11 protein-coding genes are annotated in these 14,427 nt (G+C 58.4%); 3 read left to right on the top strand and 8 right to left on the bottom strand.

Annotation, left to right across the window (positions count from 1 at the left end; all coding sequences use genetic code 11):
• Positions 1-41 precede the first annotated feature (41 nt).
• Both aroA and hisN read left to right on the top strand, forming a co-directional pair.
• Positions 42-1,397, top strand: coding sequence for a 3-phosphoshikimate 1-carboxyvinyltransferase (aroA, locus tag H3U90_RS07220; RefSeq protein ID WP_415873760.1), 1,356 nt, complete (start codon positions 42-44; stop codon positions 1,395-1,397).
• 32 nt (positions 1,398-1,429) lie between these two features.
• Entirely contained in the window at positions 1,430-2,230 is an 801-nt protein-coding gene (gene hisN, locus H3U90_RS07225) for a histidinol-phosphatase (RefSeq protein ID WP_198177704.1), read from the top strand.
• Between the two features lie 156 nt (positions 2,231-2,386).
• Here the strand turns inward: hisN and H3U90_RS07230 are convergent, their stop codons facing one another.
• From H3U90_RS07230 to H3U90_RS07240, 3 genes are all read right to left on the bottom strand, one after another.
• Complete coding sequence (locus H3U90_RS07230) at positions 2,387-3,613, bottom strand: acetate/propionate family kinase (protein WP_198177705.1); 1,227 nt, start codon at positions 3,611-3,613, stop codon at positions 2,387-2,389.
• Between the two features lie 190 nt (positions 3,614-3,803).
• Positions 3,804-5,492: a phosphate acetyltransferase gene (gene pta / locus H3U90_RS07235; protein ID WP_332460602.1), complete on the bottom strand. Its 1,689-nt coding sequence runs from the start codon at positions 5,490-5,492 to the stop codon at positions 3,804-3,806.
• Between the two features lie 126 nt (positions 5,493-5,618).
• Positions 5,619-8,093 carry a phosphoketolase gene (locus H3U90_RS07240; RefSeq protein ID WP_198177707.1) on the bottom strand — a complete coding sequence of 825 codons (2,475 nt, stop codon included), beginning with the start codon at positions 8,091-8,093 and terminating at the stop codon, positions 5,619-5,621.
• A 333-nt stretch (positions 8,094-8,426) separates the two neighbouring features.
• Between H3U90_RS07240 and guaA the strand changes: the two genes are divergently transcribed.
• On the top strand, positions 8,427-9,989 hold the full coding sequence (gene guaA, locus H3U90_RS07245; RefSeq protein WP_198177708.1) for a glutamine-hydrolyzing GMP synthase: 1,563 nt from the start codon (positions 8,427-8,429) through the stop codon (positions 9,987-9,989).
• A gap of 135 nt (positions 9,990-10,124) precedes the next feature.
• Here the strand turns inward: guaA and H3U90_RS07250 are convergent, their stop codons facing one another.
• The 5 genes from H3U90_RS07250 to H3U90_RS07270 all read right to left on the bottom strand — a co-directional run bounded on the left by H3U90_RS07250 (position 10,125) and on the right by H3U90_RS07270 (position 14,124).
• Positions 10,125-10,481, bottom strand: a complete 357-nt coding sequence (locus tag H3U90_RS07250) for a hypothetical protein (protein ID WP_198177709.1) — start codon at positions 10,479-10,481, stop codon at positions 10,125-10,127.
• Positions 10,478-10,903, bottom strand: coding sequence for a helix-turn-helix domain-containing protein (locus tag H3U90_RS07255; protein ID WP_198177710.1), 426 nt, complete (start codon positions 10,901-10,903; stop codon positions 10,478-10,480). The genes H3U90_RS07250 and H3U90_RS07255 overlap by 4 nt, the downstream gene beginning before the upstream one ends.
• Positions 10,904-12,078: 1,175 nt before the next feature.
• Positions 12,079-12,375, bottom strand: coding sequence for a hypothetical protein (locus H3U90_RS07260; protein ID WP_110417278.1), 297 nt, complete (start codon positions 12,373-12,375; stop codon positions 12,079-12,081).
• A 428-nt stretch (positions 12,376-12,803) separates the two neighbouring features.
• On the bottom strand, positions 12,804-13,130 hold the full coding sequence (locus H3U90_RS07265; protein WP_198177711.1) for a hypothetical protein: 327 nt from the start codon (positions 13,128-13,130) through the stop codon (positions 12,804-12,806).
• Entirely contained in the window at positions 13,117-14,124 is a 1,008-nt protein-coding gene (locus H3U90_RS07270; protein ID WP_198177712.1) for a hypothetical protein, read from the bottom strand. The genes H3U90_RS07265 and H3U90_RS07270 overlap by 14 nt, the downstream gene beginning before the upstream one ends.
• Between the last annotated feature and the right edge of the window lie 303 nt (positions 14,125-14,427).

A 14,427-nucleotide genomic window follows, 5' to 3' on the forward strand; every position in this document is an offset into this window, starting at 1 on the left:
GAGCAGGGAGCGGAAACAGCTCTGCGCCTGCGGTTACCATGGTGACCATGACAGTGGAAGAGACATGGGCGGCGCCGCAGGCGGGTGGCCCCTTGGATGCAACGGTGACCATACCGGGGAGCAAGTCCCTTTCGAACAGGTATCTGATTCTGGCGGCCCTGGGAAGCCGCCCCGTCAGGCTGACCGGTCTGCTCAGGTCGCGTGATACGGACCTGATGATTCAGGCTCTGGAGGCCCTTGGCGTGAGCTGTCGGGTTGACCCGAACAGTCCCACAGAAGTGGCAGTTGCTCCACCGGCAGGCGGACGTTTCCGTGGCGGCGCCCGGGTAGACTGCGGACTGGCTGGAACCGTTATGCGCTTTGTGCCGGGTCTGGCCATGCTGGCTGATGGTCCCACACGCTTCGACGGGGACCAGCAGGCCTATCGGCGACCTATGAGGCCTCTGTTGGACGGCCTGACCCAGTTGGGAGCCAAGATAAATTACCTGGGCCAGGAAGGTTTCCTGCCCTTTGTGCTCACGCCGCCGTCTCACCTGGTTGGCGGAGAGGTGACCATAGACTCCTCGGCATCCTCGCAGTTCATTTCCGGCCTCCTGCTGCTGGCGGCCAGGGCTGATGGCCCGACGACCATCGTCCACTCCGGCCAGCATCTTCCCAGTCTTCCGCACATCGCCATGACTGTTGATGATCTGCGTCAGGCCGGAGTCCAGGTTCAGGCCAATCTCAACCGTTGCAGGTGGAATGTTGAAGGCAGGGGATCTGCTGGGACGCAGCTGCCTGATCAGATCCAGGTGGAGCCCGACCTGTCGAATGCGGCCCCCTTCCTGGGAGCGGCCCTGATAGGTGGCGGGCAAGTCAGTGTGCCCAACTGGCCGGAGCGGACAACACAGCCAGGCGGCTTGCTGCCCAAGTATTTGGAGACCATGGGTGCGCAGGTAGACATGGTTCCCGACGGGCACGGCAGCGCCACCTGCAGGGTGACCGGCGGGGGAGCCATCCATGGGCTCGGCGACTTCGACCTTTCCCCGGCGGGGGAGATCGTGCCCTCCATTGCAGCCATTCTGGTCTTTGCCGACGGGCCCAGCCGCCTGCATGGCATCGGCCACCTGCGCGGTCATGAGACCAACCGGCTGAAGGCGCTGGCTACTGAAATCGCCAGAATAGGAGGTCGAGCCCGCGAACTGGATGATGGCCTGGCCATTGAGCCTGTGCCGACTCAGCGTATGCACGGGGCCGTCATGGAGACCTATGCCGACCATCGCATGGCTACTTTCGCCGCCATGATCGGGCTCAGGATACCCGGCATCCGGGTGCGCAACATCGGTACCACGGCCAAGACCATGCCTGACTTCCCGGGTATGTGGAAGCGAATGCTGGCAGGCGAGGTTCAAGGCTGAACCAGAGCGATTCAAGCGAAAGGAGCCGTGTTATGAGCATCGAGGATGAAAGGCAGACCTGGCAGGAGGATCTGGATCTGGCCATCGCCATGGCCGATCAGGCCGATCAGGTCACCGTGGGTTACTTCAAGTCGCCAGATCTTAAGGTGGAACGCAAGGCGGACAATACCCCGGTCACCCAGGCAGACAAAGAGGCGGAGGCAGTGATTCGTCGTGTTTTGGCCCGAGCAAGGCCCAACGATACCATCTATGCCGAGGAGCTGGGAAAGCAGGAGTCCAACGGCAGACGGTGGATCGTCGATCCGATTGACGGGACCAAGAACTATGTGCGCGGAGTCCCCGTCTGGGCGACTCTGATTGGCTTGGAGGTAGACCATCAGATGGTGGTCGGCACGGTATCGGCCCCCATGCTGGGCACCCGCTGGTACGCTGCACGGGGTCAGGGAGCCTACATGGCGCGTCAGGGCGAAGCCCCCAAGGCCATCCACGTATCAAATGTGAACCGGATGGAAGACGCATCCATGTCCATATCGTCGCTGACTGGGTGGAAGGCCATAGGACGTCGGGAGCGGCTTCTTGACTTGACCGATCGGATCTGGCGCCTGCGTGGTTTCGGCGACTTCTGGCAGTATATGCTCCTGGCCCAGGGAGCCATTGACCTGGCGGCCGAGCCGGAACTTGACCTCTATGACATGGGTGCCTTGGTTCCCATCGTGACCGAAGCCGGTGGCAGCTTTACTGACCTGGGGGGCAACCCGGGTCCCTGGGGTGGCAATGGCCTTGCCAGCAACGGTCTTCTGCACAAGGAAGCCCTGGCGGCCTTGGGCGATTGAAACATACGACTTATAGAAGAAGGCTGGTGACCACAGCAATGCATGTAATCACCAGCCTTCTTGGTTCTTAGGACCAAGTTCTCAGGACCGAACCCTTATCTCAATCATCCCTCATTCGACCATCAGTTGGGTTGAGGGGGCAGGCCCGGTCAGCGGTCAGGCCTGGAACTTGTTGCCGTAGGCATCGCCCTGGCTGGCGACGACCTCGGCCTGGCGGGCGATGGAGAGCTCCTCGTTGGTGGGGATGACACAGACGGCGACCGTGCTGTCGGGGGTGGAGATGATCCGGGCCTCCTTGGAGCGCTGGTCGTTCTTCTCCTGGTCCAGCTTTACACCGAAGGGCTCCAGCTGCTCGATGACCCGGCGGCGCACAATCTCATCATTCTCGCCGACGCCGGCTGTGAAGGTGATGGCGTCCAGGCCGCCCATCTGGGCTGTGTAGTTGCCGATGTAGCCGACGATGCGGTGGATGTAGATATCCAGGGCCAGCTTGGCGTCCTCATCGCCCTCGGCGATCAGCTTGTGGACCTCGCGCATGTCGCCATGGCCGGTCAGGCCGGTCATACCGGAGCGCTTGTTGAAGAGGGTGTCCAGCTCGTCAACGCTCATGTGGGCGTTGCGGATCAGGTGGAAGACGACGGCAGGGTCGATGTCGCCGGTGCGGCCGCCCATGACCAGACCCTCCAGAGGGGTCAGGCCCATGGAGGTCTCGACGGGATGCCCAGAGACCTGCGCCGAAGCGGAAGCACCGTTGCCGATGTGCAGGACGATCTGTCGCAGGCCCTCTGCAGGCTTACCCAGCAGACCGGGAACCAGCTGGCCCACATACTGATGGCTGGTGCCATGGGCGCCATAACGACGGATGTGGTACTGCTTGGCGATGTCCTTGTTAAGGGCGTAGGTGGAGGCCTTCTTGGGCAGTTCGAAGAAGAAGGAGGAGTCGAAGACGAAGACCTGCGGGGTCTGCGGCATCAGCCGGCTCATGACCTCGGCGCCCTCGGCCTCGGGTCCGTTGTGCAGGGGGGCCAGCACGGCCAGATCCTTGACCTGGCTCAGGGTCTTCTGGGTCAGGAGGGCAGGCTTGGGGAAGATGGCTCCACCCTGGACGACACGGTGGCCCACGGCGATGATGCCCGCCTTGTCCAGATCAGGGCCATACTCCTTGAAGAAGCCCAGGACGCGCTTGAGTCCGGTCTCATGGTCGTGTATGGGTTCCTCAAGCTCATGTTTCTCGCCGTTGACCTCGTGCTTGTAATGGCCATCGGTGGGCTCGCCGATCTTCTCGACCAGACCCGAGGCCAGGCTCTGGCTGGTCTCCAGATCGACCAGCTGGTATTTGATCGAGCTTGAACCCGAATTGATGACTAGGACGGTTTTCGCCATTGGGGCATCCTCCTGATGTGCTTGTATAGAGCCTGCGCTCCTCAATCAGTCCTCAAGATTACTCGTCGGCCCTTACAAGGCGCGGTATATTGCCAGGCCGACATGGTTTTGGGGCTGCTGCTGAATCTGTGTCGGAGATATGAATCAGCAACAACCCCTGAGGTTTATAGGGACATTAGATGGACGGCGATCAGTCCTGGGCTTCGACGGCGGTCAGAGCCACGGTGTTGATGATGTCGGCCACCAAGGCGCCGCGCGAAAGGTCGTTGACCGGTTTGTTCAGACCCTGCAGGACCGGTCCGATGGCCAGGGCGCCCGAGGTGCGCTGGACGGCCTTGTAACCGATGTTCCCGGCGCTCAGGCTGGGGAAGACAAAGACGTTGACTGTTCCGGCAACCGGATTGCCCTTGGCCTTGGTGGCTGCCACAGTGGGCGACCAGGCCGCGTCGAACTGGATGGGGCCCACGATGGGCAGGTCCGGCGCCTTCTCCTTGGCCAGGCGGGTGGCCTCTTCAACCAGGTCGACATCAGGACCCTTGCCTGAGCCTAGCGTGGAGTAGGAAAGCATGCCCACGCGCGGGTCCACGCCGAAGGAGCGAGCGGTTTGGGCCGACTGGATGGCGATGTCGGCCAGCTGCTCCGAAGATGGGTTGAGGTTGATGGCGCAGTCGGCGAAGACCGCCACATGGTCGGGGAAGCACATGAGGAAGGCTCCGGATACCAGCGAGGCGCCCGGCTTGGTCTTGATCACCTGCAGGGCTGGGCGAACCGTGTTGGCCGTGGAGTTGATGGAGCCGGACACCAGGCCATCGGCCTTACCTAGCACGACCAGCATGGTGCCGAAGTAGGAGGGATCAGCCAGTTGCTTGCGAGCCTGCTCCGGGGTCATGCCCTTCTTGGCACGCAGCTGGCAGAGGCGATCAACCATGGGGGGCAGCACCTGCTCGTCGTCCATGGACTGGAATGAGGCCTTGTCGAGGTTGTTGAGGCCAAGCTCCTTGCCGCGCGCCAGAATGGAATCCTTGTCGCCCACGATGACCAGGTCGACGATGTCGCGCGCCAGTAGGTAGTCGGCCGCCTTGATGATGCGGTCCTCGCCGCCCTCGGGCAGGACAATGGTCTTCTTGTTGGCTTTGGCCTTGGCCAGCAGGTCGTTCTGGAAAGCTACTGGGGTAGTGGCCTTGGGACTGGCGGCTTCGGCCGCCTTCAGTACCTGGTCGACATCCACCTCCTGCTGGAATGTCTGGCTGGTGGCCTGGCGGGCCTGATCGGCGGACGGATCCGTGTCGAAATCCATCTTGGAGACGGTCCAGGTCGGCAGGTCGTACTCCTGGAAGGCCTGGGTAAGAGGCGCCTTCTGCTCTGGCTGGCATCCGGTAATGAAGACTCCGGCAAGCACGGCTCCTTGGGCCTCGATGGTCCTGCGGCAGGCGGCCACGGTCTTCATGACCTGGCCGGGTTCCCTGCCGATGGTGCAGACGGCCAGCATGACCGGGGACCTCAGGTCGGCGGCGATTTGTGCATTCAGAGCGAACAGGCCGGGGTCGAAGAGTTTCGAGGCATCGCTGCCCACGATCAGGACACGCTCGGGGTGAGTGGCTTCCATCAGCCCGTCATAGGCGTTGAGGACATCGGCCCGGGTCTGCATGGGGTCCTCAGTGGCGTGCCCAGGACATTTGCCACGGCAGATTTCAGGGTCCGTGTCAGGGAACGAGCTGGCTGCAACCAGTTCCGGGGTCAACGGGTGCTTCCTGCAGGCGATTGGTCTGAATACCGCCGTTTTGGCCTTGGCGCTCAAGGCCCTGGTCAGGCCGTAGGCCACGACATTGCGACCGTTGGCGGCTTCTGGGCTGATGATGGTGATGCTTGCAAGACTCACTGTGTCTTCTCCTGTCCGGACGTGGTTGCCTTGATGACTGCTTTGTTCACAACCTTGTCCAGTATACAGAAACCGCCCGCCATGCGGGCTGCGCATGACGGGCGGTTCCAGGGTCGGATCAGCGTATCACTCGTTGTCTCCGGCGGTCGCGGCGGTGGCGGAGATGGTCTCCTGTCCGGCGCGGTTGGCATCGGGCCAGACCCAATCGGTGTAATCGGGGTGGTCGTAGCCCTTGTCCACGGCGAACTGGAAGGCCTCGTCGCGGAACTTGGTCCACTTGTCGATCTGGTCGGCGTACTTGCCGGCGTCCACCAGCTTCAGGGCGGAGGCGGCCAGGCACCAGCGGTCCATGTTGTTGACGCGCACCATGTCGAATGGCGTGGTGGTGGAGCCCTGCTCCTCGTAGCCGTGCACGGAGAAGTTGTCGTGGTTGGGGCGTCCGTGGATCAGGCGGTAGATGGACCCGGGGTAGGCGTGGAAAGCGAACAGGACCGGCTTGTCCTTGCTGAAGAGCTCGGTGAACTCCTCGTCGGATAGGGCCTGATCGTTTTCCTCGGTGTCCTGGATCTTCAACAGGTCGACCACGTTGACGAACTGGACCTTCACGCCCAGCTTCTGCAGCATGTCGTCGGCGGCCAGGGCCTCCTGGGTGGGGATGTCTCCTGCGGTGGCGATGACAACATCAGCATCCTCGGCATTCTTGGCGTTGGAGGCCCAATCCCAGCGGGCGGCCCCCTTCTCCAACTCGGCGGCGGCCTCGTCCACGCTCTGGTAGGTGGCGGCGGGCTGCTTGCCGGCGAAGATGGCGTTGATGCAGTTGGTCGACTTGTAGCAACGCTCGCCCACGTTCAGCAGCATGTTGGCGTCGGCGGGGAAGTAGATGTTGACCACGTGATCGTTGTTGAAGTTCTTGTTCAGCAGGATGTCGACGAAGCCTGGATCCTGGTGGGAGAATCCGTTGTGGTCCTGACGCCAGACGTGCGAGGTGACCAGGAGGTTCAGTCCGGCGATGGGCTTGCGCCACGGGATTTCGCGGACGGTGGCCTCCAGCCACTTGGCGTGCTGGTTGATCATGGAGTCGATGACGTGCACGAAGGACTCATAGGAGCTCCAGATGCCGTGGCGTCCGGTCAGCAGGTAGCCCTCCAGGAAGCCTTCCATCTGGTGCTCGGAGAGCTGCTCGATGACCTGGCCGGTGTGGGCCATGTGCTCGTCGGTCAGCTCCGACAGGTAGTCGGCATCCCACTGCTTGTTGGTCACCTCATAGGCGGCGGCCAGACGGTTGGAGGCCGTCTCGTCAGGTCCGAAGATGCGGAAGTCGGTGGGGTTCTTGGCCAGTACGTCGCGGGTGTAGTAGCCCAGGACGCGGGTGGCCTCGGTGGCGCCCCAGCCATGGCCATGCTTCTTGACGTCGATCTCGTAGTCGTGGATGTCAGGCAGCTCCAGCGGCTTGAGCAGCCGGCCGCCGTTGGCGTTGGGGTTCTCGCCGATGCGAAGGTCGCCCTTGGGCATGAAGCTGGTGACCTCGGGACGCAGGGTGCCCTTCTCGTCGAAGAGCTCCTGGGGCTTGTAGGAGGCCAGCCAGTTCTTGAGGATCTGGAAGTGGGCCTCGGTGTCGCGGGCGGAGGTCAGCGGCACCTGGTGGGCGCGCCAGGATCCTTCGGTCTTCTTGCCGTCGATGAACTTGGGGCAGGTCCAGCCCTTGGGTGTGCGGAAGATGATCATGGGGTAGAAGGGACGGGTCATGTCGTCGGTTTCGGCCCGGGCCTTGATGTCGCAGATCTTGTCGAAGACGGTCTCCAGCATGTCGGCGAAGCGACGGTGGATGGACAGGTGGTCCTCGTCGTCGAACCCTGCAACGAACTCGAAGGGCTCATAACCCATGCCATGGAAGTACTCATGCAGCTCCTCGTCGGAGATGCGCGAGAGGATGGTCGGGTTGGCGATCTTGTAGCCGTTCAGGTGCAGGATGGGCAGGACGATGCCGTCGGTGCGGGGGTTGACCAGCTTGTTGGACTGCCAGCCGGTGGCCAGAGGGCCGGTCTCGGCCTCACCGTCACCCACGATGCAGGGCACGAAGAGGCTGGGGTTGTTCATGATGGCGCCGTAGGCGTGGGAGAGAGCATAGCCCAGCTCGCCGCCCTCGTGAATGGATCCGGGGGTCTCAGGGGCGAAGTGGGAGGGGATGCCGCCCGGGTAGGAGAACTGGCGGAAGAACTTCTGCAGGCCAGCCTCATCGTTGGTGATCTTGGGGTAGTACTCGCTGTAGGTGCCATCCAGGTAGGACTGCGAGGTGCCGGCGGGGCCGCCGTGGCCGGGGCCCATGATGATAACGGTGTTCTGCTGATGGTCGGCGATCAGGCGGTTGATATGGCCCAGCAGGAAGTTCAGGCCGGGGGTGGTGCCCCAGTGGCCGACCAGACGATGCTTGACATCCTCCCGAGTGAAGGGCTCCTTCATCAGGGGGTTGCTGCGAAGATAAATCTGTCCGATGGAAAGATAGTTGGCCGCCCGCCAATACTTGTCGACGGCCTCGAGGGTCTCCTCGGCGATTGGGGTCTCCAGCTTCGCCCAAGGGGTGCCGATAACAGGATTCGTCATGTGTACTCCTGCACTATAGTGCGATTGTTTATTTACTTCGGTTACGGGCTCGTACGGTGTCATTTCAGGCATCCGTCGGGTTCGTACCCAATGCCTACATGGTACGTGAACGAGCAGACTTTTCTGAACGTTTTCTTGCAGTGTGTGTTCGCTCTTGTGAGAAAATGCGAGGGAATTGTCTGCTTGCAGACAGGAATTTCCGCCGGGGGTGCCGGTGAGGGCTCAATCACGGTAGCATTGTCGAAAACTGGAACCATACTGGACTTGTCCGCGTGCGTTGATTCGTCGCTCTCGGGCATCCACGGCAGATACAGCATATATATAAGGAGTCTTATGGCACAGGGTCCCGTCCTGGTGGTCGATTTCGGTGCGCAGTACGCCCAGCTGATCGCTCGTCGAGTCAGGGAGGCGGGGGTCTACTCCGAGCTGGTGCCTCATTCGATGAGCCTGGATCAGATGCTGGCCAAGGATCCCAAGGCGGTCATCCTCTCCGGCGGACCGGCCTCCGTCTACGTGGACGGGGCGCCGACCATCGACAAGAGGATTTTCGAGGCGGGGGTGCCCGTGCTGGGCATCTGCTACGGCTTCCAGGTCATGGCCCATGAGCTGGGTGGCGAGGTGGACAAGGCGGCCCTGGGGGAGTACGGCAAGACCGAGGCCATCATAGACAGCGCCAAGGGAATACTGCAGGATTCTCCCGCGCGGCAGGATGTGTGGATGAGCCATGGCGTCGCCGTCAACCGTGCGCCCGAAGGCTTTGAGGTTTTGGCGCATACCGAGGGTGCTCCGGTGGCGGCCATGCAGGATCCTTCCCGGGGGCTGTACGGGGTCCAGTGGCATCCCGAGGTCACCAACACCCCTCTGGGGCAGGACCTGATCGATTGCTTCCTGCATCAGTGCGCCGGACTGCCGTCGGATTGGAACGCCTCGGGTATCATCGAGCAGCAGGTGGAGAAGATTCGTCGCACGGTGGGTGACGACCAGGTCATCTGCGGCCTGTCGGGCGGCGTCGATTCAGCCGTGGCGGCCGCCCTGGTCCACAGGGCAGTTGGCGACCAGCTGACTTGCGTCTTTGTGGATCACGGTCTGCTGCGTAAGGGGGAGGCCGAGCAGGTCAAGCATGATTTTGTTGCCGCCACTGGCATCAAGCTGATCGCTGTGGATGCCTCGCAGGACTTCCTGACAGCCCTCAAGGGCGTTTCCGAGCCCGAGCGCAAGCGCAAGATCATCGGGGAGAAGTTCATCCGCACCTTTGAAAAGGCCCAGCGGCAGGTGATCGAGGAGGCCGGCAAGACCGGCAAGGAAGTCAAGTTCCTGGTGCAGGGCACGCTCTACCCCGACGTTGTCGAGTCGGGAGGCGGAGACGGTGCTGCCAACATCAAGTCCCACCACAACGTGGGTGGTCTGCCCAAGGACGTCAAGTTCAAGCTGATCGAGCCCTTGCGCACTCTCTTCAAGGACGAGGTCCGGGCCATCGGCACCGAACTGGGCCTGCCTGACCAGATCGTCTGGCGTCAGCCCTTCCCGGGCCCCGGTCTGGGCATCCGCATCATCGGCGAGATCACCCAGGAACGTTTGGAGACCCTGCGCGAGGCCGACGCCATCGCCCGCGAGGAGCTGTCCAAGGCCGGGCTGGATCGGCAGATCTGGCAGTGCCCGGTGGTGTTGCTGGCCAATGTGCATTCAGTAGGTGTGCAGGGCGACGAGCGCACCTATGGCTCGCCGATCGTGCTGCGTCCGGTCTCCTCTGAGGATGCCATGACCGCTGACTGGACGCGTCTGCCCTACGACTTGCTGGCCACCATCTCCACGCGCATTACCAACGAGTGCCCGGGCATCAACCGTGTGGTCCTGGACTGCACCTCCAAGCCTCCGGCAACCATCGAATGGGAGTGAGCATCTGGGCCGACAAGTCGTACGGCAATACGTCAAAAACAGTATGGTCATATGGCATGCCGGCTTATCCGGTTATCTTCTGACTACTCGAACGCCGATGGTCGATTGAAGAGCTTGGGTGCTGTAATCCGTCGTTTACTGCTTGGTGATGGCCGCGTTGATCCGGTCAACCAGCTCGCGGGGTTGCTCCACCCCGAGCACCAACCGGTCATAGTGCTCGTCCTTGAGTTGGATGACAATGGGAATTTCCGGTCTGGTGACATTCCAGAATGTCTTTTCCCCATGCTCAATGTATGTGCCGGCCCATTTACCGGGAACATGAAGGCCGGGCGCACGCAGCCCCTTGGTATCATCAAGAATGCCCGGATCTTCGCTCGCACCCAGAACATGCTCGAGCGGCACCACCAGTTTCCCCTTGAATGACCACATCTTATCCAGGCCCTGCGGTTCAACCTCCAGCGACCGTCCGACAATTGCCACCTTGTTGTTCATGACTTGCTTCTTTCATCATCAGACTGCAACCGAATACCTGCACGCTGCAGCAGCGTTTCGCCAAGGAGCTTGGCTACATCAACGGTCACAGCATTGGTATCTCCCGATCCCGAGCAGGACAGCTTCACAAGGTAATCCCTGACCAGCCCACGAACCTCAAGATCATGATCCGACAGCTCCATGAGTGCTACCAATACCAGATTGAGCACTCCTGAATTGCGCGACTCCGAACCTGTTGCATCACGAAGCGCAGCCACGAACATGCCACGCTTGCTGCCGAAGGCACCGTAGAGACTGCCCCGGAGCAGACCTGTGGCCTTGACGAGAGCATCAATCGACGTGCCCTCATAGCCATGTTCCAGGAAAACCTCGCGGGCACGGGCAAGTACCTCATCGTCGTCGAAACTTCTCTTGCGACCCATGCTCGTCAAGATAGCATTATTTGACTAAACAGTCAAGAATAATAAATGGTAGTTATTCTCATAATCATCGTTCCTTCTTTTTTTTTTGAAGCTGCCGGTGCCGGGAATAGTAATTCGCTGGCTAAGATACCCGTAATGAACACAAGAATTAAGAGCCATGAAGATGGCCCCCATCCGAGCATGAAGATTGTGATAGGAGGGAGTGAGAACAGATGTAATAATTACGTATCCCAATGACACTGCTGGCCCTGAAGGACTTTCTGTGTTCTGTTTTTCGATTGAAGAAAATATTCACGGTTTCCAGGGAACCGATCAGGAATAAGAGTACCAGCTCGGCAGTCACGAGCATTGTTGAAAAGGCCGAAACCGCTCCGCGTCTCTTCCTGGTTTCATTCGACCTTCCTTAATTACCAATAAAGTTGGTGATGACCAACATTTTTGACGTCAGTGGTCGCCAGAATTGCAAATGCCCAGAGCATAAATCAGCTGAAATGCTGTCGTATTACGCAGTCAAATCTCAATTATTCCCAACATCACATTGGGGACATCTTCTCTAGTCGGAACCTGTTCAATTATTAGCTTCTGCACAGTTGTTGTGAGTTCTGGGGTGCTAGCTGTTTTAGCAACACCAACATCGGCGCCGCTGACGTGCTTGTTGGTACTGGGGCCAGTAGCTTGTGTTTTCTTTGACCGCATATCAATACCCTTTGGTTGATATGCATGCCGAACGGCATAGCCCTACTGTAGCTGTGGCAAAAACAAAAATCGACATAATTGCTGATGAGATCAATCCTGCAGGAAAGACACGAGATGATTCAGAGTCTTCTACAGCACAATTGGGGAATGCTTCATTGGCTCCGAGTAATGCGCTGGTAAGGTTGGCAAGCGCTCTAAGTCAAGTCGGACCGAGATCTTCAGCAATCCACGCAGGCGTTCTGGTATGCACCATCAGAATCATCAAGACCAGAGTATGGCCATACCGGTGTTACACCGGGTCAGAGCGCAGGTGGCTCATTGCCGCAAAGCAGCGGGGAAGACGAGAAGCATTATCCTCTTGGGACAGAAGGTAGGCCTAAACAAAAGAGTCTCAATCACAGTGAGCCGAATATATCGTCACTTAGATGACTTCGAGGTATACCCATATCCCCAGTTCGCTTGAATGGGACTGGTGGGGCTCACGGAATAATGCTATCAGTGTCCAGCAGACTCTTGATGCCTGTTTCATCTGCGTTGTGTTCGGTTCGGACAGCTTTCTCTGTCATCTGAGCAAGGTACACGGCGGATTTCAGACTTAGACTCGGCTCCGCACGCCTGAGTTCACGGATAAACACAACTTGATCCTTGCTGGGATTTATTCCCCTGGAAGTGGCGATGCTTTGGGCCCATTCCACTGCCGCAGTCATGGGGTGTTCGTAGTCGGCAAATATCTTTGTGACTTCAACCCTCGGATTCTTGTCATTCGTCAAGCTCATGGCTATTCCTCTCAAAATTCCTGGTGCTCATTGTTGGCCGCTGAAGTTCTGATCACTTTTAGAATCCAGTCGCGAGAGTCGTCGTCACAGAAGCCGCCGATACCTCAACGCTTTCATGAATCGCCTATGACTCACTTTCATAACAACCATATAACAACATCATGGAATCACTAATCGCACGTTTTGTGTCGTCAAACTCTCATGTCGTGGCCTTGGCCGCTCTCAACTCCCAATGCCTTCTGGCTCTATCCGTCAGTATGTTGCATATTTCGAACCTACTGATCTGGGCGTAGCGTGTTGCTCCCTGGCCGGTTAGCAAACTGCTGGTATAGTGTCGACTGAGTCATCTGGCCACGCATATGGGGTAGAGTACATGTCGGATGCCAGCCACCGCGCCCAAGGCATGTTGTTCCGGTCCATGAAGACCTTCATTTTGGTATGAATTTGCTTGCCGTCGCTAAAACTGAGGCGATTGTCTTGCCTTTTTTTGCGAGGAAACCACCTGCTACCAACACGCTTCCGCCGAGGGTGGACATGTTCTTCTTCACATGATCCGCACGGTCTTTTCTTTTGGCCAAACAGCGGGCGCAGAAGATGCTATCCGGGTTATCCAAGAAAGTGTGGCATCCACGGGAGTTGCATACGGTCATCAGTTTTGAGCCGCATTTCGGACAGTAATCGAAGTCTTTTTTATATTTCAAGTTCTCTTTGTAAGAGTCGCATTCCTGGTTGGTGCAGCCTCTAACGCTCTTCATGGCTCTCATCCTTTTTATCAGTTACCTTTAGGTACAAGTGCTTTACGGGCAATGCTAGGGATTTGCTTAGTTTGGATACGTCAAGTTGGAGTGCGGCCCGAGATCGCCAAATTCCCTGTTCGGTTCCTGTATCGGAGCGATCGCATTCCGCTAGAAGGCCCGCATTGTCTCCTACAGTCGTCTTGATAAAGTGCGAATATGTTTCCAGGGCTTTTACCATGGCCTTGGGCTCTCCCTGTTCGCAAAAAATGGCTGCTCGGGCAATTGACGCCTCGTGTATGGCGGGAAAGCAACCGTTGATGCTCTCCATTCTTTCATCGATGAGTTTTGTACGTTTGCCTTTTTCATGCTCGTAGTCGCCATTTGCGAGATATTTTACGTCAGACTCCATCTTCAGCTCGAGCTGGGCCTCTGCGTCCGATAGAGCGCGCAAAGCCTGAGATATAAGGAGCTTTCTAAGAGTGTCATCGTCAACTTCACGGGCCTGCAGATAAAGGCGCATGCCGCTCTGTAGGAGGCCGAGCCTGTCGTTCTGTTGCCCCTCGAGTACTTCCTGCACGCGCACATCTATGACTGCAATCTGGCGGGCGATGTCTTCAAGCTGACCTTGAATTGCCCTGAGTTGTATTGCGTTCGCCGCTTGAACGGGATCAATTCCCTCGCTGAAATCCTCGCGCTTGATGGGTAATTTCTTTCCATATCGCCCGTTGGTATCCAAAAGTTGGGCAAAGGTGTTGCCTGCTCTATCGGTGGTTAGCTTGATGTCACCATTAGCGATGGCATCGAGGGTATTTTTTGGAGCATCTACCACCAAACGCAAATCGCTATTCATGGCTTTATGAGCCAAGGCGAATTCGGAGGATTCACGTTCCAGTGCATGAACGATGTCTTTGATGGCGGTATTGCCTTTAGTGATGCCATTCTTTATTCCGTTCCGGAAAAATGCCAAGGGCGAGTCCGGATCGGCGCTGAACTCAGATTCTTCAGGCTTCAACCAAACCCCCTATCGAAAGACATGCCGACTGCACGCTAATAGCTGACGATAATTAATTAGATTATAACCGTCCATTGCTCAAAGGCGTTTAAAGCAATTGCTTTGTTTGGGAGTAGTCAGAGACTGAAACAAATATCAACGAATAGGCGCGGCAAATTATTTGCAATATCCCAACCCAGCGTCATTCACACGTCCGTCCTCATCAGCACCGGCCTTAGGCCAGGAAAGTGATGTATATCAGACTCTTGGTATTTCACAATAGCTAGGTCAGAACTTTGCCTCACCAAACTTAAACTTCCTTGC

Source organism: Bifidobacterium sp. W8103 (genome assembly GCF_016100775.1).
GTDB classification, from domain to species: Bacteria; Actinomycetota; Actinomycetes; order Actinomycetales; family Bifidobacteriaceae; genus Bombiscardovia; species Bombiscardovia choladohabitans.